The sequence below is a fragment of the Pyrodictium brockii genome, from assembly GCF_055379715.1.
On sequence record NZ_AP042401.1, the window covers coordinates 479415 to 501506 of the forward strand.

24 protein-coding genes and 1 pseudogene are annotated in these 22092 nt (G+C 67.6%); 15 read left to right on the top strand and 10 right to left on the bottom strand.

Features of this window, described 5'->3' with window-relative positions; translation table 11 throughout:
* Nucleotides 1-128: 128 nt before the first annotated feature.
* From ACZ42Y_RS02740 to ACZ42Y_RS02770, 7 genes are all read right to left on the bottom strand, one after another.
* On the bottom strand, nucleotides 129-308 hold the full coding sequence (locus ACZ42Y_RS02740) for a hypothetical protein (protein ID WP_464735630.1): 180 nt from the start codon (nucleotides 306-308) through the stop codon (nucleotides 129-131).
* Entirely contained in the window at nucleotides 295-822 is a 528-nt protein-coding gene (locus tag ACZ42Y_RS02745) for a DUF4276 family protein (protein WP_464735631.1), read from the bottom strand. The genes ACZ42Y_RS02740 and ACZ42Y_RS02745 overlap by 14 nt, the downstream gene beginning before the upstream one ends.
* A complete protein-coding gene (locus ACZ42Y_RS02750) occupies nucleotides 822-1949 on the bottom strand; it encodes an AAA family ATPase (protein ID WP_464735632.1) in 1128 nt (375 codons plus the stop codon). The genes ACZ42Y_RS02745 and ACZ42Y_RS02750 overlap by 1 nt, the downstream gene beginning before the upstream one ends.
* Before the next feature lie 44 nt (nucleotides 1950-1993).
* Nucleotides 1994-2236 carry an AAA family ATPase gene (locus tag ACZ42Y_RS02755; protein ID WP_464735633.1) on the bottom strand — a complete coding sequence of 81 codons (243 nt, stop codon included), beginning with the start codon at nucleotides 2234-2236 and terminating at the stop codon, nucleotides 1994-1996.
* Complete coding sequence (locus ACZ42Y_RS02760) at nucleotides 2233-2577, bottom strand: hypothetical protein (protein ID WP_464735634.1); 345 nt, start codon at nucleotides 2575-2577, stop codon at nucleotides 2233-2235. The genes ACZ42Y_RS02755 and ACZ42Y_RS02760 overlap by 4 nt, the downstream gene beginning before the upstream one ends.
* Nucleotides 2578-2708: 131 nt before the next feature.
* Nucleotides 2709-3140: a hypothetical protein gene (locus ACZ42Y_RS02765; protein ID WP_464735635.1), complete on the bottom strand. Its 432-nt coding sequence runs from the start codon at nucleotides 3138-3140 to the stop codon at nucleotides 2709-2711.
* 1346 nt (nucleotides 3141-4486) lie between these two features.
* Nucleotides 4487-5632 carry a glycosyltransferase family 2 protein gene (locus ACZ42Y_RS02770; protein ID WP_464735636.1) on the bottom strand — a complete coding sequence of 382 codons (1146 nt, stop codon included), beginning with the start codon at nucleotides 5630-5632 and terminating at the stop codon, nucleotides 4487-4489.
* A 131-nt stretch (nucleotides 5633-5763) separates the two neighbouring features.
* On the opposite strand from ACZ42Y_RS02770, the gene ACZ42Y_RS02775 reads away from it, so the two are divergent.
* Genes ACZ42Y_RS02775 through ACZ42Y_RS02830 form a run of 12 tightly spaced genes read left to right on the top strand, consistent with a single transcriptional unit; the run spans nucleotide 5764 to nucleotide 17588 of the window.
* Nucleotides 5764-6438: a hypothetical protein gene (locus ACZ42Y_RS02775; RefSeq protein WP_058371528.1), complete on the top strand. Its 675-nt coding sequence runs from the start codon at nucleotides 5764-5766 to the stop codon at nucleotides 6436-6438.
* Between the two features lie 6 nt (nucleotides 6439-6444).
* Complete coding sequence (locus ACZ42Y_RS02780; RefSeq protein ID WP_058371527.1) at nucleotides 6445-6690, top strand: hypothetical protein; 246 nt, start codon at nucleotides 6445-6447, stop codon at nucleotides 6688-6690.
* Nucleotides 6687-8516 carry a DUF4129 domain-containing protein gene (locus ACZ42Y_RS02785; protein WP_464735637.1) on the top strand — a complete coding sequence of 610 codons (1830 nt, stop codon included), beginning with the start codon at nucleotides 6687-6689 and terminating at the stop codon, nucleotides 8514-8516. Before ACZ42Y_RS02780 ends, ACZ42Y_RS02785 begins: the two co-directional genes overlap by 4 nt.
* Nucleotides 8513-9529 (top strand): DUF4350 domain-containing protein, encoded by a 1017-nt coding sequence (locus ACZ42Y_RS02790; RefSeq protein ID WP_464735638.1) that lies wholly within the window; start codon nucleotides 8513-8515, stop codon nucleotides 9527-9529. Before ACZ42Y_RS02785 ends, ACZ42Y_RS02790 begins: the two co-directional genes overlap by 4 nt.
* Nucleotides 9480-10418: an AAA family ATPase gene (locus ACZ42Y_RS02795; RefSeq protein ID WP_058371524.1), complete on the top strand. Its 939-nt coding sequence runs from the start codon at nucleotides 9480-9482 to the stop codon at nucleotides 10416-10418. Before ACZ42Y_RS02790 ends, ACZ42Y_RS02795 begins: the two co-directional genes overlap by 50 nt.
* A gap of 2 nt (nucleotides 10419-10420) precedes the next feature.
* Entirely contained in the window at nucleotides 10421-11701 is a 1281-nt protein-coding gene (locus ACZ42Y_RS02800) for a DUF58 domain-containing protein (RefSeq protein WP_464735776.1), read from the top strand.
* 3 nt (nucleotides 11702-11704) lie between these two features.
* Nucleotides 11705-12649 (top strand): DUF1616 domain-containing protein, encoded by a 945-nt coding sequence (locus ACZ42Y_RS02805; protein ID WP_464735639.1) that lies wholly within the window; start codon nucleotides 11705-11707, stop codon nucleotides 12647-12649.
* Nucleotides 12650-12659: 10 nt separating this feature from the next.
* Nucleotides 12660-13214 (top strand): DUF1616 domain-containing protein, encoded by a 555-nt coding sequence (locus ACZ42Y_RS02810; RefSeq protein ID WP_058371522.1) that lies wholly within the window; start codon nucleotides 12660-12662, stop codon nucleotides 13212-13214.
* A 28-nt stretch (nucleotides 13215-13242) separates the two neighbouring features.
* Entirely contained in the window at nucleotides 13243-14202 is a 960-nt protein-coding gene (locus ACZ42Y_RS02815) for a hypothetical protein (protein WP_464735640.1), read from the top strand.
* Between the two features lie 6 nt (nucleotides 14203-14208).
* On the top strand, nucleotides 14209-15366 hold the full coding sequence (locus ACZ42Y_RS02820; protein WP_464735641.1) for a hypothetical protein: 1158 nt from the start codon (nucleotides 14209-14211) through the stop codon (nucleotides 15364-15366).
* On the top strand, nucleotides 15353-16942 hold the full coding sequence (locus ACZ42Y_RS02825) for a hypothetical protein (protein WP_464735642.1): 1590 nt from the start codon (nucleotides 15353-15355) through the stop codon (nucleotides 16940-16942). Before ACZ42Y_RS02820 ends, ACZ42Y_RS02825 begins: the two co-directional genes overlap by 14 nt.
* Nucleotides 16926-17588: an ABC transporter ATP-binding protein gene (locus ACZ42Y_RS02830; RefSeq protein WP_464735643.1), complete on the top strand. Its 663-nt coding sequence runs from the start codon at nucleotides 16926-16928 to the stop codon at nucleotides 17586-17588. Before ACZ42Y_RS02825 ends, ACZ42Y_RS02830 begins: the two co-directional genes overlap by 17 nt.
* Nucleotides 17589-17597: 9 nt before the next feature.
* Here the strand turns inward: ACZ42Y_RS02830 and ACZ42Y_RS02835 are convergent, their stop codons facing one another.
* The 3 genes from ACZ42Y_RS02835 to ACZ42Y_RS02845 form a co-directional block, all read right to left on the bottom strand.
* Complete coding sequence (locus ACZ42Y_RS02835) at nucleotides 17598-18461, bottom strand: nucleotidyltransferase family protein (RefSeq protein WP_464735644.1); 864 nt, start codon at nucleotides 18459-18461, stop codon at nucleotides 17598-17600.
* Nucleotides 18451-19071, bottom strand: a complete 621-nt coding sequence (locus ACZ42Y_RS02840) for a nucleoside/nucleotide kinase family protein (RefSeq protein WP_464735645.1) — start codon at nucleotides 19069-19071, stop codon at nucleotides 18451-18453. The genes ACZ42Y_RS02835 and ACZ42Y_RS02840 overlap by 11 nt, the downstream gene beginning before the upstream one ends.
* A 73-nt stretch (nucleotides 19072-19144) precedes the next feature.
* Nucleotides 19145-19882 carry a nucleotidyltransferase family protein gene (locus tag ACZ42Y_RS02845; RefSeq protein ID WP_464735646.1) on the bottom strand — a complete coding sequence of 246 codons (738 nt, stop codon included), beginning with the start codon at nucleotides 19880-19882 and terminating at the stop codon, nucleotides 19145-19147.
* 125 nt (nucleotides 19883-20007) lie between these two features.
* Here ACZ42Y_RS02845 and ACZ42Y_RS02850 point away from each other — a divergent pair.
* The 3 genes and pseudogenes from ACZ42Y_RS02850 to ACZ42Y_RS02860 form a co-directional block, all read left to right on the top strand.
* A pseudogene (locus tag ACZ42Y_RS02850) lies at nucleotides 20008-20182 on the top strand (NAD-dependent epimerase/dehydratase family protein); the annotation flags it as partial.
* Nucleotides 20183-20194: 12 nt separating this feature from the next.
* Nucleotides 20195-20671 carry an NAD-dependent epimerase/dehydratase family protein gene (locus tag ACZ42Y_RS02855; protein WP_275113636.1) on the top strand — a complete coding sequence of 159 codons (477 nt, stop codon included), beginning with the start codon at nucleotides 20195-20197 and terminating at the stop codon, nucleotides 20669-20671.
* A 183-nt stretch (nucleotides 20672-20854) separates the two neighbouring features.
* Nucleotides 20855-22021, top strand: coding sequence for a glycosyltransferase (locus tag ACZ42Y_RS02860; protein WP_464735647.1), 1167 nt, complete (start codon nucleotides 20855-20857; stop codon nucleotides 22019-22021).
* Nucleotides 22022-22092: the final 71 nt, after the last annotated feature.

The window sequence follows — 22092 nt, forward strand, 5'->3', positions numbered from 1 at the left end:
CCCGTAGGTTTCCAGGAGCTTCCTCCTGATCCCACTTATCACCCTGAAGGCCTCCACCCTCCTCCCGCGGGGCGCCCCCGTACCTGTGAAAGGGCGGCGAGACGAGGGACCCAACGAGGGCTATGACGTTATACCTCATCATCGAGTACACGTGCTCCGCGGAGGGCTCCCTTGGGGGCGCGCTGGCTACGCCTGGGCTCGCCGGTGTCGGCTCTGGCATCCTCAACCCTGCGCCCCGCCAGGCCGGTGTTGACGGGCAGTGGGGCTCCAGCCGCTATGAGCTTCATTTTCGGGTCAGGGGTCCTCAAGTGCCTCGAGGAACTCCCTGAGGGACCTGCTCGCCCTCGACGCCCTTTGAGGGTCCACCTTCTCTCCGAGCACCCGGCCCCACTCGGGGGTCTTGACGTATAGCTTGCCGCACCTGGCTAGCTCCCTCCTAAGCTCCTTGGCGGGGTCGTGTAGCTCCTCGGGGTTGCCGGTGAAGCGCGCCTCGCCGCATATGCTCCGGAGCGCATCCGGGTCCGCTAGGGCCCAGGCCTCTATGGCCCTCGAGACGGGTATGATCCGGAGCTTCCTCCTCGCCTCCTCCGAGACCCTCCCCCTAATCGCCTCCGCCATGCCTGCTATCCTCTCCTCAGGGTTGCAGTGCTTGTCCAGCAACACTATTGCCAGGTCTATTTTGTGGTGGTAGGCCTCCACTATCCTAGCCGCCTTGTCTGGCCTATAGCCGTTCATCACTGCGACCCTAGCCTCGACTCTGCCCCCCAGCTTCCCCAGGAGCGCCTTAACGAAGCCCCTATCGCTGGGGCCCTCAACAATCACTAGTACCCGCTTTCGAGGAGGCCGCTCTGCCAAGCCTCCCCGAGGCTCCCCCCAAGCTCTAGGAACCTCCTCACAGCGTCGATGTCCTCCACCGTTGAGAGCCTCTTGACCCTAGTCCCGCCCTCAACCTTGACCACCAGGTAGACCTCCTCCGGCCTCACGTGGTCCAGGAGGCTCGGCGAGTGCGTCGTGGCGATCACCTGCCTCCCGCTCAGCCTCATAAGCTCAACTAGGGATCCCAGGAGCTCGGGGTGCACGCAGTTCTCCGGCTCCTCGAAGGAGACTAGGGGGCTGGGGAGCGCCAGGGCTGTTATGAAGGCCAGCAGCCTGAGCGTCCCATCCGACAGGTGCTCGGGCCCGAAGGGCCTCTCGAACCCCTCCTCGCGGACGGCTATCCAAACCCTGCCATCCCTTATGGGGGTGAGCAGCTCCTCGACCCCCGGGACAGCAGCGCGCAGCAGCTCCTCGACCCTGACGAACTCCCTCCTCCTGGTAGTCAGCAGCGTGAGTAGGACCTGGGGGAGGTTCCCGCCGTCATAGTCTAGCTCCTCGGAGGCGCCTACAGGGCTGGACCCCCGAATCGCTGCGGGGTTGAAGTTGTAGAAAGCCCATGAGCCTAGGAAGCCTGTAAACCCCGCCGCGTCCGGGCTGGCGTCGCGCGAGTATTTCAATACATACAGTGCCGCCTGATTGTCGCTTATATGGGCCCTAGCTAGGGACCCGTCCTCCCGGAGGTACTCCAGCCGGCCGTCCTCGCGCTTAAAGAGGACCCTGCCCCCCGCCTGGAGCTCCTCCGACTCTATGACGCCGTCCGCCCTAAACGTGATGGTATACCTGTACTCCTGGTCTAGGGCGGCCTCCAAGGCTATCGAGACTCGGGCGTGGGGGTCTCTCCCGTACGCTATATCACCGACGTCCTCGTACCCTATACCCTTCGCCGCCTCGGAGATGAATTGCTTTACGGCTAGTAGGCTGGCGAACCTCAGAAGCTTCACCAGGTTGCTCTTGCCGCTGGCGTTCTTGCCGATGAACACGTTCAGCCTGCCGAGCTCCACTTCAACCCTCCTGAGGCTGAGGAAGTTCTCAGCCCTAACCCTCCTCAGGGTCCAAACCGCTTGCCCCGCCATTAACTGTAACCTCCTCCAGGCCTGCCCTGGAAGCCCTTCAAGGCCTATGCCTCCCTCGAGAGCCTCCGGGCTGTGTAGATGAATTCGTGGCTGTGGGTCGTAGCTATTACCTGGAGGCCCGCGCTCCTGGCGGGGTTTAGGAGGAAGCGGGTGTAGGCGTAGAGGCCTCCTGGGTGCATGTGAAGCTCCGGCTCCTCTATGAGGAGCACTGTGGGCTCGTAGGCGAGGACCAGCATTGCCGCCAGCAGCGCTGCCCTGGCGCCGTCGCCCAGGTCGTCAACCCTCACCGCGGTCTTTGACTTCTGCAGGGCCAGGTAGTAGTGGGGGCCACGGGCATGTAGGTTAGGCCCTCGGCGTCTGGCTCGAACTCCTCCCTGACAAGCTCGAGAACAAGCTTGTCGAGCCTCTTAGCTATGTGCCGGGCACCCATATACGTGGGGATAATAATGCTCACCCTGGGCGTGTACCCGGGGTCTCTCCTCAGCCTCCAGGGCCTGTGGAGCCAGGCCCTCCTGAGGTACAAGTAGTAGGCTAGGGGCACCCCGAAGTGCATGGCTGCGAGGGCTGCCCCGGCGGCTTCTAGCAGGGCTGTGTCCACTGCTGGCGTGTCTGGCACTGTTTCCTGCATGTCGTGGTCCGTGCTGCCGTGTTATGCTCGTCTGCGTGGGGCTCGGCGGCTTCTAGGTTGGCTGGCCGTGTCCGCTGCCCCGGTGCCTGCCGTCTCTGGGCTGTGGGCCTTCACGGCTCCCGGGGGGGGCTCTAGCCGTATATCCTGTATATCGGCGGGTTGTTGAGGTAGGATAGTCCTAGTATGAGTAGCTTGCTGGCGTTGTGGAGTAGCCTGTGGAGGTCCTGGGCCGCCTTCTTCATGGCTATGAGTGCTCCGTAGAGGAGGGCTTGGCCCCGGGTGGTTGCGAGCTCTATTCTCAGGAATGCCTGCTTCAGGATGGATGCTAGGGTGGGGGATTTTATTCTTGGGAGGCGGCGGGCGAGGAGCATGAGCGCCCTGGTCTCGGGGGGTAGGGTGTGCCAGGTGTGGTTGAGTATTGCTTTCCGGATGTACTTCTGGATGAGGGGCCCCGTGATCCTCTCTGGGAGGAGTATCCTGGCTACCGCTTCCCTCGCCTTCTCGAGGGCCCGGCTACCGGGGCCCTGGTCTAGGCGGCTCGCCAGCTCCGCGAGTAGCGGCACTCCCGGGGCCCCTCCGGCCTGGGGTGCGGGCGGCGTGGGGCGGCGGGGGTTAAAAGCCTCCCTCCCGGGGCCTGGTGCCCTTCTCTCCTGCGGGGTTCTGGGCGGGCTTGAGCCTCTCCAGGCTTGTGCGCGGGGGGCTTTGGCTCTACGCCTCTAGGCTGGTTAACGCTCTCGGCGGCTTCCTCTACTGGCTCGTGGTCTCGAGGCTCGCCGGCCCCGGGCTCCTGGGCAGGGCCTCGGCCGTGGTTGGGCTCGCCGGCCTCGTCTCGGGGGCTGCGGGGCTCGGTGCGGGCGCCGGGCTCCAGCACCGGCTGGGCAGGTGCCTGGGGGCTGGGGACGAGGCCTGCCTCCGGAGGGTCTTCTGGTCGACGCTCTACGCTATGGCCCTGGTCTACCTGGCCGCCGGCTCCGCCCTGGCCCTCCTGGGGCTCGCGGGCCGGGGGCTGGGGGGCCTCGGGCCCCGGATGCTCCTCCTCTCCGGCGCCCTGGCGGCGCTGGGCGTGGCCGGGGTGGTGGAGGCTGCCCTGCTCGCCCTCCTCCGCAGCGACCTGGTCCTCGCCTCCAGGCTGCTGGGCAACCTCTCCAAGCTGGCCCTGGGCGCGGGGCTCGTGGCCCTCGGGGCCGGGCTCCCCGGGGTGGTGGCGGGCTACGCCCTCCTCCCCGCCGCGGTGCTCCTGGTGGGGCTCCCCTACCTGGCTAGGCGCTACGGGGCCTGGCTCGGCCTGGACGCGGCCGCGGTGGCGGGGGTCCTGGCCGCCGGCCTGGCCTCCTGGGCCCCGGGCGTCGTGGTCCTCGCCGGCCAGTGGCTGGGCGTGCTACTCGTCTACGGGAGCAGCGGGGCCGTGGAGACGGGCTACTACTACGTGGCCTTCGCCGCCGCGGGCCTCGCTACGGGGCTCGGTATGAGCGTGCTGAGCCTCCTCCTCCCGGTGCTCAGCGGCATGGCCGGGGGGAGGGGTGGGGCCGCCTGGAGGGCCCTGAGGGTGAGCCTGGCCGTCACCGCCCCCGTGGCGTTCTACGCCGCCGCCTACCCCGGGCTGGTCCTGGGCCTCCTGGGCAGGGGCTACGCCTCCGCCTCGGCTGAGCTGGCCGTCCTCCTCACGGGCTTCCTGCCGGACGCGGTCAACGCGACCGTGTCGAGCCTGGCCTACGCCCATGGGAGGTACCGCCTGGTGCTCGCCCAGGGCCTCGCCGCCAGCCTGCCCAGGCTGCTCCTCTACCTCGTCCTCGTCCCCAGGCTCCACGGCCTCGGGGCGGCCGTGGCGTACGCCCTGGGCTCCTACGCCGGGCTGGCCTACAGCGCGGCCGTGGCCGGGGGCCTGGGCCTGCGGCTCGACTGGAGGCTGCTAGGCGGGGCTGCCGCCGTGCCCGCGGCGCTGGCTGCCCTGGCCAGGATCCTGGGGCTCCACTGGCTCGCGGGCGCCGCCCTCCTCGCGCTCAGCTACCCCGCCTACGGCCGGCTGGGGGTCCTGGAGCGCCGCGACCTCCGCGACCTGGCCCGGGGGCTGCTCGGGGAGAGGGCTGGGAGGCTCGCCAGGCCCCTCTCCCCCCTCATCGACGCGCTCTTCCAGTAGGCGGTTGAGCCTCTCGGCGAGCTCCTCCAGCCTCCTCTGGAGCCTCATCTCGGCCCTCTTAAGGTAGAGGGCCATCACTGCGAGGAGGAGGCTGGCGAGGCCCGTGGAGGAGAGCACCACCGCTGCCAGCCCCTTCACGTAGTGCTTGACCCCGTGGGCCAGGTACATGTAGGCGACCCAGCCCCCCAGCCCGAGCCCCGGGGCGAGGAGGAGGCCGCCTAGCAGGAATATGAGGAAGGCGGGGTTGTACCTCCACGCGAGCCGGACCATGTCCCTGGCTATGGACAGGCCGTGGAGGACCCGGAGCTTCTTCCTCCCAAGCCTCCTCCTGTACCTGATGGGGACCTCCGCTATCCTCCCCGTGGTGGAGGCCACGTGGGCGGCTATCTCGGACTCTATGCTGAACCCCTGCATCTCGAAGCCCAGCTCCCGGAGCCTCCTGGTCCGGGCCGCGTACATGCCGCTCAGCACGTCGCTAAGCCTGGTGCCGAAGAGGAGGTTGAAGAGCCTTGTGAGCAGCGCGTTCCCCACCCGGTAGACGAGGCTCTGCGCGCCCCGCTCGGGCACGCGGGCGCCTATCACTAGGTCGTAGCCGCCCTCGACCAGGACCCGGTAGAGGACGGGTATATACTCCGCGGGGTACGTGTAGTCCCCGTCCATGACGAGGACGTAGGGGGTTGAGACGTGGCGCAGCCCCGTCTTGACAGCCATAGCCTTCCCGCGGCCCTCCTGCCTCACCATCCTCACCCCGCGGGCCCTGGCTATCTCGACCGTCCCGTCCCTGCTGCCCCCGTCCACGACCAGGATGTTCTCCCTGGGGACGCCCGCCGAGACGACCTCGTCTATAACCCTGCCTATAGCCTCGGCCTCGTCGAGGACGGGTATCAGTACCGTCAGGCCCCTCATGCCGGCCCTCAAGACCCCTGCAAGCCCCCGCGGCCCCGGGAGAGGGAGCCTGGAGCCTCCAGGCCGCGCGGCTAGCACCTACGGTATGCGAGGGTTTAAGATGCTAGGTGCCGCGGGCCCCGGTGGGGCAGGGAGGCCCGGCGATGGCCGCCTACCAGGCAGCTGGGCTAGCCGTAGCAGTCTCGGCGGCGGTGCTCGCGGCGGCCACCTACCTGCTCATAGGCCCCGGGCCCCTCACGGCCCTCTGGCTGGGCCTGGCGGTGGTGGGCGCATCCATGTACCTCACCCCCGAGGCCTGCACCGGGGTGAGGGAGGCCCTCCTGCTCCTCGAGAACGCGTTCTCGAACATAGCCGGGCTCCTGGAGGCCCTCGGGGCCCGGGGGCCGAGCCTGTACCGGAGCAGCGGCGGCACGGTCTACATCTACGTCGGGGCGGCCGGCTGCCCCGGCCCCGGCGGGCCCCCGGCCACGCCGATAACGGTTTGCGGGGGGAGGCCGGTCCTGGTCCTCCGCTCGCCCGTCTCGGGGAGCATGGTGGAGGGCTTCACGGAGCCGTGCGCGGCGGTGGGGTACCTGCTCACAGACCTCCTAGGCCTAGCCGACTGGCTGGACTGCGTCGACCAGGGGGACAGGCTGGTGGTCGAGGTCCACGGGGAGCGCGTGGCGGCTCCGGCGAGCCTCGAGGACACCGTGGGGAGCATATACGGGGTGGTGGCCGCCTCCGCCGCAGCCCTGCTATGGGGGAGCGCCCTGCTGGAGGCCGACCGGAGGGCCGGGCCCCGGGCCAGGAGGATAGTCGTCGGGAGGCCCGAGGGGTAGAGCCTCATGGTGGATAGGAGCCGCCTAGCCAACACGCTGCTCGCCATCATGGTGGCCCTAACCGTGTCCACGCTCTGGGCCCTGGGGGAGGAGAGGCTGGACGCATACATAGCGATGTACACGCTGGAGTACACCGTGGTCAAGGCTGTGCTCAGGCCTGCGAGGAGGGGTAGGGACTGGCTCCACGCCGCGCTCCTCGCAGCCTTCACCATAGCCGTGGGGTTCAGGGTGGCCGAGGTGCTCGGGCGGTGAGGAGGCGCGTACTCCCAGCCCTAGCCCTCCTGGCCCTGCTCGCCCTGGCGGCAGCCTGGGCCGCCAGGCCCCCTAGGCACGTGGACCCCTCCACCGCGAGGGGGGAGGGGCCCAGCCCCCTAGCCCTCCTGGCCCTCTACGCCAGGGTCGCGGAGGCAATCGGGTCAATGAACCTCTCGGCCGCCAGGGCGGGGCTGTCCCTCGCGGAGCAGGTCTACGCCCCGGCGGGCCTCCGCTACACCCTTGAGAGGCTTAACAGCCTGCTAGACAGGCTCGCCGCTCAGGTCAACGAGACGAGGAGCCTACTGGCGGAGGCCAGGAGGAGCATAGCAGTGTCGGACCCCGGTACGGCCGCCAAGCTGCTCGACAAGGCGAGGACGAGCCTCACGGGGGCCAGGGTGACCTACGACGAGCTAAGGGACGCGGCCAGGGAGCTGGAGAGGCGCGGCATACCCGGCAGGGGGTTGGAGGAGATCCTGGCGCGTATAGGCGGTGCCCTGGAGAGGCTGGAGGCGGAGCTTAGGAGCCTCGAGAGGGAGGCCCAGGGGCTGGTGGAGCTGACACCCACCCGTGTAAACGTGACGGCCGAGCCGGCGAGCCTGGCCCCCGGCGGCATCCTCCACCTGGCGGGCTGCCTCGAGACGGCTGCAGGGGAGCCCCTGCCGGGTAGGAGGGTGCTAGTCCACCTAGGCCCTGAGACCCTGGAGGCCGTCACGGGCCCCGGGGGCTGCTACGCGCTGGAGACGAGGCTGGACATCTACATGCACAGCGTGCCGGTGTACGCCGAGTACACGCCCCAGGGCCCCGACAGGGGGCTCTACAGGTACTCGAGGTCGGCGACCATAACAGTCCACGTGGACTACGTGGAGCCTCCCCTCGAGGCGAGGCTTGCCAGGGACACCCTGGCCCCCGGGGAGAGCACCACGCTAGAGATAGAGACCATGAGGGGGCTTAGAGTGGTGGTCGAGACGCCGTTCACCGGCAGGCAGCTGCTAGGCCCAGTCGAGGGCCCGGCCAGGATCCAGGTGAGGGTCCCCCCGGACGCGGCCGAGGGAGCCTACACGGTGACTGTAAGGACGCTCCCCCAGGGCGCCATAGGCCCGGCGTCTGTCCAGCTAGCCCTCCGGGTCCGGAGGCTCACCCCGCACGTAGAGGTGAGGGCTCCAAGCCTGCTCCTCACCGGGCTGCCCGGCAGGCTGGAGGTGCTCACAGACACCGTTTCGAGGATAGTCGTCTCGAGCCCCGAGGCCGGGCTCAGCCTGGCCCTCCAGGGGAGGAGAGCGGATCTGGAGCTGAGAGTGCCCCACAGCTACCTAGGCACGGTGGCCAGCATCCACGTCCGCGTTGAGCCGCTCAGCCCCAGCTACAGGAGCGTGGACGAGGAGATCAGGGTCAGGGTGTACAACACGCCCGCGCTCGTAGCAGCCTCTTCACCGCTGGCTGCCGCGGCGGGCCTCCTGCTGAGGCGTGGACGCGGGAGAGGGGCGGGGAGGGGCGGGGCCGCTGGAGCGGCTGAGCCGGCGCCGCAGCAGCCCCCCGGGAGCGGCGGGGGGATACGGGGCCTCTACCACCGGCTCCTGGAGGCCCTGAGGAAGGCCACCGGGGTGGAGCCTAGGCCCAGCTACACGCTCAGGGAGTACCTGGCGAGGATCCGGGGGAGGCTCCCCAAGAGCATCTACAGGGCTGTGGAGGAGGTCTTCCTCGGGCTGGAGAGGATAGCCTACGGCCCCGGCGGCCCCAGGGGGCTGCTCGAGCAGCTGCGCAGGCGCATGGAGAGGCTCCTAGCAGCGCTCCACAGCCTCGCAGCCGGGGGAGGAGAGCCGTGAGGAGGGCTGCCGCGGCGGGGCTGGCCCTCTCGCTGGCGCTGCTCCTGGTGATCATAGCCCTGGTGCCCTCGACCGACGACTTCGCCCTGGACAACCCCTTCTGGAACGGCATGAGCAGGCTGGCGGCCCTGCTGGGGGCCAGGCCCGTCGCCGCCATGGACGCGGGGAGCCTCCCCGGGGACAGCCTGGTCCTCGTCATAGGCCCCAGCCGGCCCTTCACAGCCCAGGAGGCTAGAGCACTCAAAGCCTTCGTGGAGAGGGGCGGGGTGCTGGTCGTAGCCGACGACTTCGGCACGGCGAACACGCTGCTGGCCCTCATGGGGCTGAGGGTGAGGCTTAACGGCTCGCTGCTGGCAGACCCCCTCTTCATGCACCGCTCCCAGTACCTGCCGCTCGCCAGGGTCGCGGTGGGGGGCAGAGAGCTGAGAGTCTACCTAAACTACGGCACGTTCATCGAGGCCGCGGAGGGGAGGTGTATAGGCTACTCCACGCCATTCAGCTACATAGACGCCAACATGAACGGCCGCCACGACCCCGGGGAGCCCCACGGCCCCTTCTGCACGGTCCTCGAGGCGCGGCTGGGGCGGGGGAGGCTCTACCTGGTAGCGGACTCAAGCGTCTTCATAAACTCCATGCTGGGGCTGGGGGACAACCTGGAGCTCGCGAGGCTCCTGGCCGGGGGGAGGAGGGCCTATATAGTCGCGGACAAGTGGAGCCCAGGCCTCTACACGGCCGCGAGGAGGCTGCTGGCAGGCGCTGCGGCAGCGGCCCTCCAGACCTCGCTCCGCTACCCCCTGGCGGCGGCTCTGGGCCTGGCAGCCTACCAGGCGGGCAGGAGGCTCTACAGGGCGGCCCGCCGTAGGGGGAGGAGCGCCGGCCCCGAGAGCGAGGTTGAAAGACTCCTGGCGCTCCACCCCGGCTGGGACCCGGATACGTTGAAGAGGCTTGCAGAGGAGATGCGTCATGCAGCCCAGCGCGGCCGCGAAGCTGGCCGAGGCCATCGAGGAGCTTAGGAGGTACATACTGGGCTACGAGGACCTCCTTAGGCTCCTGGCGGTCGCCCTGGTCAGCGGGGGCCACGTGCTGATAGAGGGGCCTCCAGGGGTCGGGAAGACGACGACGGCAAAGCTCTTCGCCCAGGTGATAGGGGGCGTGTTTAGAAGAGTCCAGATGACGCCCGACCTCCTGCCATCGGACATACTTGGCACCTACTTCTACGACCTCCGGAGAGGAGAGTGGGTGCTCCGGAAGGGCCCCATCTTCGCAAACGTCCTGTTCATCGACGAGCTCAGCCGGGCACCCCCAAGGACGCAGAGCGCGCTGCTGGAGGCGATGCAGGAGGGGCAGGTGACGATCGAGGGCGAGACGCTCAGGCTGCCGGAGCCCTTCATGGTCGTGGCCTCCCAGATGCCCGTCGGCTCTGAGGGGACCTACCCCTTAACCCCCGTGCTGAGGGACCGCTTCGCCTACTCCTACGCCTCGAGCTACCCCGACCCAAAGATGGAGGTGGAGCTGCTGTCGAGGATAGACGAGATAGACGAGGCTAGAGTGGGGAAGGTCCTGGAGCCCCGGGACGTGGCCGAGCTGAGGAGGGCCGCCCGCGGCGTGCACGTAGCCCCCTCGGTGAGGAAGTACATAGTCGATGTAGTAAACGCTGTGAGGAGGAGGGAGGAGGTGCTCCTAGGGCCCTCCCCGAGGGCGTCGATATGGCTCTACAAGGGTAGCAGGGCGCTGGCCCTCCTAGAGGGCATGGACTACGTGATCCCCGACCACGTGAAGCAGCTGGCACCCTACACGCTGCGCCACAGGATAGTCCTTAGGCCTGAGCGGGAGGCCGAGGGGGCGGATGCCTCAGCCATAGTGTCTAGGGTGCTCGAGGAGGTAGAGGTACCGAAGATTTGAGCGTGGAGCTCACCGAGCGGGGGGCGGGGCTGGCAGCGGTAGCCGCCGCCCTGGCCGCGCTGTACGCGGCTACGGGGGACCCTCTGCTAGCCCTAGCCCTGGCGCTGGCGGCTCTCCCCCTGGTCCTGGACCTCGCCTACCTGGCCCTGGGCCCGGGGAGGGCGTCCTGCAGCGCCGGGCCCCGGGTGGAGAGGAGGCTGTGGCCGTGGGAGAGGCCGGTGGTGGAGCTAGCAGTCGCCTGCAGCAGGGGCCGCGCCCGCCTCGACGAGGGGTCGCTGCCAGCCTGGCTCCATGTCCTGGAAACTGTGCCCGTGGACGGGGCCGGGGTGAGGGTGAGGGCTAGGCTCGCCCCAGCCCACTACGGGGTCTACAGGCTCCAGCGGCTGCTGGTGGTGTTCGAGGCGCCCCTAGGCCTCCTGAGGCTGAGGAGGGGGGTGGAGGCCCGGGTTGAGCTGAGGGTTCTACCCGAGACCCTCTACCGGGTCCTCGAGGCGCTGGGCCTCCTGGGCCTAGGGGGGCTAGGCGCCTGGCCCGGCGAGGGCCTCCCAGCCCCCTGGGCCCTGAGGAGCATGGGGGGCGAGTACTACGAGACCAGGGAGTACGTGCCCGGGGACCTGCCCAGGAGGATCGACTGGAAAGCCACCGCTAGGACGCAGAGGCTCATGGTGAGGGACTACAGGGAGGCCCCGGCAGGCGGCCTGGCGCTGGTGTTCGACACCAGGTGCAGGGGGCCCGCCACATGCGACGCTGTGGCCTCGGCAGCGCTCTCGGCCGCTGTGGCGGCGGTGAGGCAGGGGGAGCAGCCCCTACTAGCCTACGACCTCTCGCGGGGCAGGATAATAGCCCACTCTAGCCCAAGGGTCCTGCTAGCCTACCTGCTGGACCGTATACTGGAGAGCGAGGCCGCTGAGAGGCTGGAGCTCTACGAGTACGCCGAGCCCCTGACCAGCAGGGAGGTTCTCCAGGCGTTGAGGGGGCTGGCGGGGAGGGCGGGGGTGGTCCCGGCGGGGCCCCTGGAGGCTGTGGATGCCCTGGCTAGGCCTGGAAGAACCTTTATAGCCTCCATGGTTCTCCACATGGTCCGCGATACCCTGGACCTGGTGGACGCGCTTAGGCGGAGGGGCGTAGAGGTAGTAGTGGCTATGCCTGCGAAGCCCTGGCTTGACGCTGAGAGCCTCGAGGAGGCGTACAGGGTGTATAGGAGCGCCGAGCTGGTGGCGAGGAAGCTCCGCCGCATGGGTGTGGAGCTCCTGCCCTGGCGTAGCCGGGGGCACGGGGTGTAGCTGGTGCGCCTAGCCCTGGTCCCAGCGGCTATAGCCCTCCTGGCGGCTGTGCTGCTCCAGCCGGCGGCCGGGAGCCGTGGCGCGGTGGCTGCGCTCGACCAGAAGATAGGGGCGCTGGTGCACGATGCGTCACTCCTCTACAGCCGTGGGGCGAACGTAACCAGTATAGTCCAGCTGCTCGACGAGGCCGTGAAGAGGATCAACCGAGGCGACTACAGTGGCGCGGAGGCGGCGGTGGCAAGCGCCGCCAGCACTGTGGAGGCCCTGAAGGCCGGGGTCCGCGGCATCTACCTCCGCATGGTGGTCCGCCGCTACGGTCTTGCCGCAGCCGCGCTCGCGCTGGCCCCCGCCGCCTACATACTGATACCCCGCGTCTACCTCTACCTATGGTTCCGGGCTAGGAGGGGCTGGATCGTCTCCACGAGGCCGGCTGGGAGGAGCCGGAGCAGCCTCATAATGGACGAGGAGGTTTTCGCCGTAATAATGGCGGTCATAGTGGTTGCATCAGTCTTCACGGCGGCTATGATACTGAGGCCGAGGAGCATAGAGCCGTTCACAGCGCTAGGCCTGCTCAACGAGGAGTGCAAGATAGGCTACTACCCGGCGGAGGCCTACCCCGGGGAGAACCTAACCCTATGCATATTCGTCGACAACCACATGGGGGAGCCGATATACTACAAGGTGGTCTACAAGGTTGGCAACGGCTCCACGCTCCCAAGCAACACCACGCCCTCCCCGGAGCCCCCGCTAATGGAGTGGAGGGGGGTCCTGGGAGACGGCGGCAACACGACATTCAGGGTAGTGGTGCCGGTGGAGCCTCCCCGGGGGCTCATGGGCCAGCGAGTAGCACTGATATTCGAGCTATGGGTCTACGACCCGGGGAAGGGTGGCTGGGTCTACACGGGCAGGTGGAACCACCTATACCTCAAGCTGGTCAGCCCAGGGTGAGAGAGGGGCCTTGGAGGGGAAGACCCTCGAGCAGCTCGTGAGGGAGCGCCTGGAGAGGGGGGAGAAGCTGTACAGCGTGCTGAAGAGCCTATACCAGGACATAGCCGGCGGGAGGATGAGGCTCATAGACCCCTCCCCGCCCAGGAGCCTCCGGGAGTACCTTCTGAGGCTCGACTACAGCCTATGGCTCTGGGCCGTGGTTGCCCTGGTGGCGCTGACCCATGCCTCGGTGGCCCTCTCGGGGGCGGCGCCGCCAGCCAAGCCTCTACGCTACGTGGCTGGGAGCATCTACGTGCTCTTCATACCGGGCTACGTCCTTGTGGAGGCCCTCTACCCGGAGGAGGGGAGCCTTACACCCCTTGAGAGGCTCGCCCTCTCCATAGGCCTCTCGCTGGCCGTAATCCCGCTGATAGGGCTGGTGCTCAACTACACCCCCTGGGGTATAAGGCTGAAGCCGATAATGGCGGCTACAACCGTCTACGTGGCCGCCATGCTGGCCGCGGCAGCCTATAGGAAGTATAGGCTTGTGAGGCTCGAGGCCGAGGCCCGGGGGAGGAGCCGCTGAACCCCGATGGGCCAGCGTGGTGGCTGCCGTGGGGAGGGCTGCCTCTCTCCCAGCGCTGCTGAGGGTGCTGCTCTCCGCGGCTATGCACAGGGATGTGCTCCTCCTACTACTGGTGGCTGTCTCTACGCCGGCGGCGCTGGCGTCGGCCTACAGCCTCGTGCCCAGGGCGCTGGAGGAGGCCAAGCCCCTCCTGGCGCGGTGGGAGGGCTCTTCGCTCCTACTGCTGCCCCCGGGCGCCGGGGCGCAGGGCTGCGCCACCGTGCACCTTGCCTTCGCGAGGGTAGAGGCTGGGGGCAGGGCGCTGGAGGCCCCCGTGCTCCTAGTCGATGCCGGGGGCTTCCAGGGGATTACCGGCTGCCGGGCGGCCGGGGAGGCCCCGCTCTCCCTGGGAAGCCTCCTGGCGGGCATGCTCGGGGCCAGGCCTGGCTCCAGGCTCACGCTGTGCATGGGCGGGGGCTGCCGCAGCTACCTGGTCTCATGCATCCACGGGGGCGGGGGCCTCTACGCGGCGTCCATAGTCCTGGCGGCGGGGGCGTGGAGCGGCCTGGCCGGGGAGGAGTATAGGCTGTGCAGCGTCCCCGGCCAGCAGCCGGTGCTTGAGGGGCTGGAGGCGGCCCTCTCGGAGTATGCCAGGATCCTAGCCTACCTTGTGGCGGCGGTATACCTGCCTATAGCCTACATGGCGTGCAGGAGGGCCGTCCAGTCCCTGGAGGGGGATATAGAGACGCTCTACAGCATGGGGGTCCCCCTCCAGGAGGCCCGGCTGGCCCTCGCCCTCGCGCTCAGCCTCCTAGGGCTGCTCATGTCGGCCTACGGTGTGCTCCTCGGAGTCTTCGCCATGCATGCGGCGCTCTACACTCTAAGGCTCTTCGGCGCCCCCGCCCCCCTCCAGCCGGTCCCCAGCCCCGGGGGCCTCGTGTCCCTGGCCGGCGTCTTCACCGCAGAGGCCGTGGCCGCGGCTGTGGCGGCCGTCCAGCGCGGCGGGTGACGCGGGATGGCGTGCCCGCGGGCCGTCTTGGGCGTTCTAGAGTCTAGGCGTTACGCGCTCTTAGCGGCGGCTACAGCGCTCTACATCCTGGCAGTGCTGGTTAACGCGGGTCTTATCGACGTGCTCTACACCCTGCCGGACTACATTACCGAGCCGAGGCGGGCCCCTACACCCTACTACCTGGTCCTCTCCTCCTACTCTCTTGCACCCTTCACCTCGAGGATTGACGGGCACGCGCTCGAGGAGACCCTCCGCAGGCTCACCGGGGTAGAGAAGGTGGTCTACGAGGTACTGGCGCTCGTGGAATACCATGGCACGGATATAGTTGTCCGGGGGGTTAGAGGGGAGGACCTCGTCATAGTGGCCGGCAGCTACAAGGTGCTGGGGAGGCCCTTCGACGACCACTGCATCGGCTGCGTGTGGCCGGGCTCCGCGCTCGCCAGAGAGCTAGGGCTCCATAGGGGGGACGTCATAGTCGTCTACTCCCCCTTCACCTGCTCGGACTACGCGCTGCGCGTCGAGGGCGTGCTCCACGCTAGCGGCCCGCTGAGCTATGAGCTGGTGACGAACCCCGCTACAGCCATGGCTATAAGGGGGCTGGGCCCGGGCAGCACCTCTATAGCCATAGTCTTCCTCGATAGCCTGGAGGGGTTTGAGAGGGCTGTGAGGCTCCTCGGCCTCCCGGCCGCCGAGAAGAGCATGGTGGGGAGGGCGCTGCTCGCCCTGAGATCCCACGGTGGAGGGGTGTCGGCGAGCGCCTACGAGTCGTACACCAGCATGCTCCTCTCGAGGGTGAGGCTGAGCAGGAGCCTGCTGCTGGCACTCCAGGCGGCGGTCACCCTCCTCCTAGGCCTAGGCTTCTACACGCTGGGCCAGTCGCTTGTACTCGGCAGCTCCGAGGAGCTAGAGCTGCTCCACGAGCTGGGCCTGCCGCTGCGCAGCGCCAGGGCCTGTATCACAGCGCTGGCGCTAGCGCACTACGCGGCCGCGGGGCTGGCGGCCGCGGCGGCTGCATGGAGGATCCTCCCCGGCGTAAGGCTCGGCATACTGCACTACAGGGTTGGCCTGGTGCCCGACGCCTCTATCCTCGCCGCCTCGCTAGCCCTGGGCGCGGCTATGCTTGCTGCAGGCGTGTGGATGGTGAAGCCCGATGGCCGGGCGTAGAGCTGCTCTAGCGCTGTCAGCCATACTGGTGCTCGCTGTGCTTGCCCGCCTCCTCCCAGCCTACATGTCGGGCAGCCTCTTCTCCACCGACGTCTGGCCCCTCTACCGCGACACCCGGGTGCTCCTAGAGAACTCTCAGGCCCGTATCTGGGAAGACAAGCTGTTCGACGGCTATAACAACCACTGGCCCGGGGTCATCCTGTCGGCCGCCGTCTCTGCAGCCGTGCTCGGGCTATCAGCTAGAGGGGTGTACATGTACCTCTACACCGCGGCCCTCGCCGCCGGCATGATGGTGGCGTTCTACGCGTTTGCCCGGAGGATCCTGGCCCGGAGCTCGTCTACTCTATCCCTGCTAGTCCTCGGCTTCACGCCCTCACTGCTCGTGTTCACCTCGAGCCCCCTCAAGGAGGTCTACGCATACCCCATGCTTTTCGCCCTCCTAGCCCTAGCCCTCCGCGCCCTGGAGGAGCCCCTGGCGGCCAGGGGCCTCGCCCTGGCAGCGGTGCTCTCCCTCGGGATGGCTGTATCGCATCACCTAGCCAGCTTCATGGCCGCCGGGTTTACCGCTGGGCTTGCCTACGCCTTGCTCGCCTGCAGCCTGAAGGGCCTGCGGCTAGCGGCTCCCGGGGCTGGGGCCCGCCTACTCCTCCTGGCCGCGCTTGAAGCCCTGGTCTTCGCCGCCTACTACACCCTCTACGGCCGCTACGGCCTCCAGCTCCCCCTGGGTCTACGCGATGCCGCCCTGTACCTCGTCTACGCTGCTGTGATCTATGGCGGCTTCCTGGTATTCGCCGGGCGGGTGAGCCCTGCGGCAGCCGTGCTACCGGTCATCCCGGTTATGGCCTATATACTCGCCTTCCGGGGCTCGGTTGCAGCCATGATAGGGGTTAGGATGAGTAGCAGCCACATACTCCCCTACGCTGCGCCCATAGCGGCTGCGCTCACCCTGGTGGCGTTTATCCGCGACCGGCTGCTAGGCGCCCTGGAGGCGGCCCTGGGCCTCTTCATAGCGCTCAACACGGCATTCGCCCTGTTCGGCTCCCCGGGGGTCTCAAGTATAATCCACAGGTTCCTGGACTACCTCGTGCCCATGCTCGCCCTGCTCGTGGGCTACCTGTGGGGCAGGGGAGGTGGAGGGGTGAGGCTTCTCGCGGCAGCTGTCGCCGCCGCCTCGCTCGCCTCCGGGCTGCTGGTATCCGTGAACATAGTCAGCTATAGGGATAAGGTATCGTATACCTGGTACTACCCCCTCTGTGAGACCAGGGGCTTCGACACTGTGTTCGCCTATGCCTCGAGAAACCTAACGCTAGTGGGGGACACGAAGGTCTACTACTACGGTTTGATGGAGAGGAACGTAGACTCCAGAGACGTGCCCGCCATGCTGCTCCAAGGCGGGGCGCCCAGGCCCGGCAAGCTCTACATAGTGTACTACGAGAACTACCGCATTGGCTACAAGTTCTTCCACAGCATATACCGGTTAGGGGGCCTCTTCAGCCGGGAGGGGTACAGCAGGGTATACGATAACTTCTGGGTCCAAGCCTACCTCTATGGTGGGGGCGTTGATCCTAGAGCTTAGGGGTGTCTGGTTCGAGAGAGGAGCAGACACGATACTCCGGGAGGTCGACCTCTCCCTGGAGAGGGGCGAGATCCTAGTAGTGCATGGGAGGAGCGGTGTGGGGAAGACAACGCTCGCAATGATAGCGGCTCTCCTCCTGGCGCCCACTAGAGGGAGGACAGTCTTCATGGGGAGTGACGTCACGGGCGCAGGGGACCAGGAGAGGTCAAAGCTGAGGCTGAAGCATATAGGCTATGTAGACCAGTATAGTAGGCTCCTGCCAAGCCTAACCCTGGTCGACAACGTGGCGCTGCCACTCCGCCTCATGGGTGTGGGCAGGGAGGAGGCTAGAAGGGAGGCCAGCATGCTCCTGGAGAGGCTTGGCCTCAAAGGCCTCGAGGAGAGGTATCCGGGGGAGGTGAGCGGGGGCCAGAGGCAGAGGGCGGCAATAGCCCGCGCGCTCGTGAAGAAGCCGCGCCTGGTTGTCGCAGACGAGCCCCTCTCCAGCCTAGACGACGAGGCCAGGGAGACGGTGCTAAGCCTACTGAGAGACTATGTTAGGGAGAGGGGGGCAGCCGCGCTGATAACGACCACGGAGCTAGGCGTGCTCTACGGCGGTGACAGGGAGTACATGCTCTCCGGGGGGAGGCTGAGGAGGATAGCCTAGGATGCGGTGCTAGTAGGTCTCCCGGAGCAGCTTAGACCTCACCAGCTCCCCGAACCGGGGGTCCCTGAGAGCCCTGGCGATGTTCGGGAGGGTGGCCCGCGTCGCAGCGTCCCTGGAGGCTTTACGCAGGAGCAGGAGGAGCCAGCGGGCTAGCGGTATCCTGTAGGGGAGAACACCCCCCATGTGCACCATGCTGTGGATGCGGAGCGCCTCCCGTACAGCGTCGCTGCATCCAAGCTCCTCGGCTAGCCGGAGCATGGTCCTCGAGCCCCAGCGGGCTAGGGTGACGTAGTCGTTTAACGTGTAGAGCCTCTCCTTATACACCGAGTGGGCTGCAGCGACTAGGGCCTCTAGAGGCCTCTCCAGTAGGGGTATCTCGAGGCCCTCGAAAACCCCCAGCTCCCTATACTCTAGCAGGCGGGGGCCGTCAAGGTAGGCCACACCGCCCACTGTTGGGTAGGTGTAGAGGTCTACTATCACCCGCCCCCTCCTCATGGTGATAGTGTAGGGCTCTAGCACCTCGACACGGAACCCTACCCTCTCTAGGCGGCGCCGGGCTCTAGCGGCGTCACCGGGGTCTACGAGCACGTCTATATCCGAGGGCACGTACCTCGCAGGCTTGCGCAGCTTGAAGAACACGTAGTTGAGGCCCCTAAGAGCCCTGGAGACCAGGTGCAGCGCCTCAAGGAAGAGCCTGTACCTCGCCTCCTCCAGGGCCCGCAGCCTCCCCTGCACGCCTGCAGCCCTCAGAAACTCTAGCAGCACTTTGTTCTTCGAGGCGGCCTCGATGCACTCTTCTAGAAGCTCCCCAGGCTCTACAGCCCTGCCGTGGACGACGGCCTCGTAGACGAGTCTAAAGGCTTCACTGTTCACCGCTAAGGCCGAGCACCTCCAGCGCTTCAGAGAATGACTCGTCTACACTCCTACCAGTGGTGTCTATGCGGGGGGCGCCCAGCGCCTCGGCCAGGCGGTCGTAGACCCGTAGCTCTAGAGGGATAAGCTGCTCCTCTCCGGAGCCCCTCCTCCTGGAGAGCAGTGCCTCCACGCCGGCACGTACATAGAGGATGCGGCTACAGAGGAGCCTCGAGAGGGATATAGTGGACCTCCCATAGAAGCTGCCCACGACACTGGTATCCCTCAGAGTGACCACAAGCCAGACCAGGAAGTCTAGGGGGCAGCGCTCGGCAACAACCACACGCCCGAGGAGGCGGGGGGCGGCAAACCTGGCCAAGACGACGGGAAGCACGGAGGCAAACTCTATGAAGACCCATAGCCTCCTCATAGCCGGGGGGATGCAGATCCGGTAGTAGGGGTTACACGCACCCCGGAAGGCAGAGGCCCTTGAGAGCATCCTAGCGAGTAGGGAGGCGAGGGTATGGGAGCCGCGAACCCAGGCGACGCTGACCCGCAGCCCACGGCCGCGCAGATATGCTGCAACACGCCTAGCGATACTCGTCTTCCCGGAGCCGTCAGCGCCGAACAAGCATAGAGCCGCTCCCATCTACAGCCGTCATCCCTCCGAGAGCCGCTCCCCGGGGGCTGCCGGGGCTCCACGGCTATGTGTTCTCCGGGTTTAGTATCTCGGCTAGCCTGTCCGGGTCCAGCTTTGCGTACCTCTCCATGCTCCCCACGTCTATCCACGGCCCGTTGTAGATGTATGCGTAGACCCTGTAGCCCCTCTCTATCATGTAGGGGATCAGGCCCGCCATGATGTCGAAGTTTCTGCCCAGCTTCTGCTCGGCCTCGTCTAGGACGCTGGGGTCTACCGCCAGGATTCCTATGGTGGCGTTTATGCTTAGCTCTGGCTTCTCGCGCAGCCCTGTTATCCTGCCGTCCTCCCCCATCTCTGCTACCCCGACTGGCACCTGGTAGCGGGTGGCGATTGCCAGGGTTGCGTGGCTCCCCTTCTCCTCGTGTGTTTTTAGGAGGTCTAGGGGGTTTAGGGCTGCGAGTATGTCGCCGTACCAGACGAGGGTGGGGTTTCTCAGTAGGCCTCTGCGGTAGGCCTGGAGGAGCGCGCCCCCCGTGCCCCGGTACTCCGGGGTGTCGACAGAGTAGCGTATCCTGGCCCCCAGGCCCGCCCCGTCGCGGAAGTAGTTGCGGATGTAGCGCCACTTGTAGCCTACGAGGAGCACTATGTCTCTTACCCCGTGGCGGGCTATCCACTCCACTATGTGCTCGAGGACCGGCTTCTCCTCCGGGCCGACCGGTATCATGGGCTTGGGGATCAGGTCGGTGTAGGGTCTCAGCCTCCTGCCCTCCCCGCCAGCCAGGATAGCCGCTACAGCCTCCATGAGGGGCCGGCCTCCTCCTGCAGCCCCCGGCCCCCGGGATATATAGCTGCAAGGCCCTCGGGCCCCCGGGTTTGGCGTGGCATCCCTGCAGGGTGACCCGGGGTCTTGAGGGCCCTGGTACCGGTGTGGCAGGGTTCCCGGGGAGCCATCTGGCCGAGAGGCTCCTCGGGGAGGGCTGCAGCGTGGTCGGCATAGACAACTTCTCCACGGGCCGCGTGGAGAACATCCGGGGGCTCCTCGGGGAGAGGGGCTTCAGGCTGGTGAGGGCCGACCTGCTGGAGCCGGGAGGCTGGCTGGACGGGTTTAGGGGCGTTGACGTGGTGCTCCACTACGCTGCCAACCCCGAGGTTAGGCACAGACGGCGCGACCAAGGCCGCGGCGGAGACCATGGTGGGCGTCTACGCCGGGCTCTACGGGCTCCAGGGCCTGGTGCTGCGGTACGCCAACATAGTCGGCCCCCGGCTCAGGCACGGCGTCATCCACGACTTCATAGTGAAGCTCAGGGAGAGCCCCCAGAGGCTCGAGATACTGGGCGACGGGAGCCAGAGGAAGAGCTACCTCCACGTGGCCGACGCGGTGGAGGCCACCATGGCGGCGCTCGACGGGCTGCTACGCGGCGGGGACGCGCTCCGGGTCTACAACGTGGGGAACAGGGGCTGGATAACGGTGGAGGAGATAGCCAGGATAGTTGAGGAGGAGATGGGGCTGGCCGGCGTGGAGCACGTGTACAGGCCGGCGACCCCCGGCGGCCGGGGCTGGCCCCGGGGGACGTGGAGCCCATGCTCCTAGACATAACGAGGATGGCCGGGGACACGGGCTGGCAGCCCGCTACACCAGCGGGGAGGCGGTGAGGCTCGCTGCCAGGAGCCTCATGGAGGAGCTGGGGGCGTAGCCCCTCCGGGGGCTTGGGCCCCTTCTAGAGCAACTCTGAGAGCAACTCTGATTGCCTCCGGCGGGCGTAGGTAATCCCTGGTGCCGGCTGTGAGGGTCGGCATTGTCTCCAGCTACCCGCCGACCCACTGCGGGATAGGAGAGTACACCAGGATGCTCGCCGCCGCTCTGCGCTCCGTCGACCCTGGCGTCGAGGTCCTCGTGTTCTCCGACCGGTCTCTCCGGGAGCCGTGGGTCAACGACTACGCGGGGGCCCGTGTGGTCCCCCTCTTCGAGCGGGGCAGCGGCGCGGGTGTCGAGGATCTCCCCGACGCCCTGGCCGAGGCCGGTGGTGTCGACGTGCTCCACGTGCAGCACGACTACAGCCTCTACGGCTACAGCGACGCCGTCCTCCGGGCGGCGCTCCGGGCGCGGGAGGAGGGGCTGGCGGCCCGGGTGGTGTTCACCATGCACACGGTCCACCACCCCTACACGCCGGAGAGGGAGGCTCTGGGGCTCCAGTCCCGCCTTGGCCCCGTGGACGCTGTGGTGGTCCACAGCCCCCTCCAGGAGTTCGAGCTGAGGAGCCAGGGGGTGCCCGGCTCCAGGCTGGCCAGGATCCCCCACGGCACACTGTTCAACCCCTACCTTGGGCTCCCGCGGCACCAGCTCCTCCAGCGCCTGGGGCTCGGGGGCCTCCGGGGCGCCCTCGTGGTGGTGCCGGGGTTCCTCAAGCGGGACAAGGGGCTGGACACGCTCCTCGAGGCCCTCCGGCTCCTCGGCGGCGGGGGCGGCCCCGCCCTCACCCTCGTGGTGGCGGGGGAGGTCTGGGACCGGGGGCTGCTCGGGACGCTGGAGGAGATAGGGAGGCTTGTCAACCTCGTCCTCCTTGAGAGGTACCTGGAGCACCGGGAGCTCCTCATGCTGCTGGCGGCCGCGGACCTGGTGCTCCTCCCCTACCGGCACACCCGGTTCTACAGCGTGAGCGGCATGCTCCACCTAGCCCTGGGGGGCATGAGGCCGGTGATAGGCACCCGGGTGCCGAAGCTCGCGGAGCTCTACCAGTACGCCCCCCGGCTCACCACGCCCCCCGGCAGCCCCGGGGCGCTCGCCCGGCTCCTCCGCTGGGCGCTGAGGCACTACGAGACCGTAGTCACCTACATGAGCTTCCTCTACAGCTACGCGGCCCGCACCGAGTGGAGGCGGGTGGCCCGCCGCCACCTCCGCCTCTACCGCCGCCTCCTCCGCGGCGGCCACGCGGCAGGCTAGCCCCCTCCCCGGCCTCTGGGGCACGCGCCCCGATCCTTCCCCTTGAATCCTCCCCTCGATAGCGCTTCCGG

Excerpts from the sequence above, each read along its gene's own strand:
- ACZ42Y_RS02750 (WP_464735632.1), bottom strand. The coding sequence starts at position 1,949 with ATGGCGGGGCAAGCGGTTTGGACCCTGAGGAGGGTTAGGGCTGAGAAC.
- ACZ42Y_RS02760 (WP_464735634.1), bottom strand. The coding sequence starts at position 2,577 with ATGCAGGAAACAGTGCCAGACACGCCAGCAGTGGACACAGCCCTGCTA.
- ACZ42Y_RS02775 (WP_058371528.1), top strand. The coding sequence starts at position 5,764 with ATGGCCGCCTACCAGGCAGCTGGGCTAGCCGTAGCAGTCTCGGCGGCG.
- ACZ42Y_RS02780 (WP_058371527.1), top strand. The coding sequence starts at position 6,445 with ATGGTGGATAGGAGCCGCCTAGCCAACACGCTGCTCGCCATCATGGTG.
- ACZ42Y_RS02795 (WP_058371524.1), top strand. The coding sequence starts at position 9,480 with ATGCAGCCCAGCGCGGCCGCGAAGCTGGCCGAGGCCATCGAGGAGCTT.
- ACZ42Y_RS02820 (WP_464735641.1), top strand. The coding sequence starts at position 14,209 with ATGGCGTGCCCGCGGGCCGTCTTGGGCGTTCTAGAGTCTAGGCGTTAC.
- ACZ42Y_RS02825 (WP_464735642.1), top strand. The coding sequence starts at position 15,353 with ATGGCCGGGCGTAGAGCTGCTCTAGCGCTGTCAGCCATACTGGTGCTC.
- ACZ42Y_RS02845 (WP_464735646.1), bottom strand. The coding sequence starts at position 19,882 with ATGGAGGCTGTAGCGGCTATCCTGGCTGGCGGGGAGGGCAGGAGGCTG.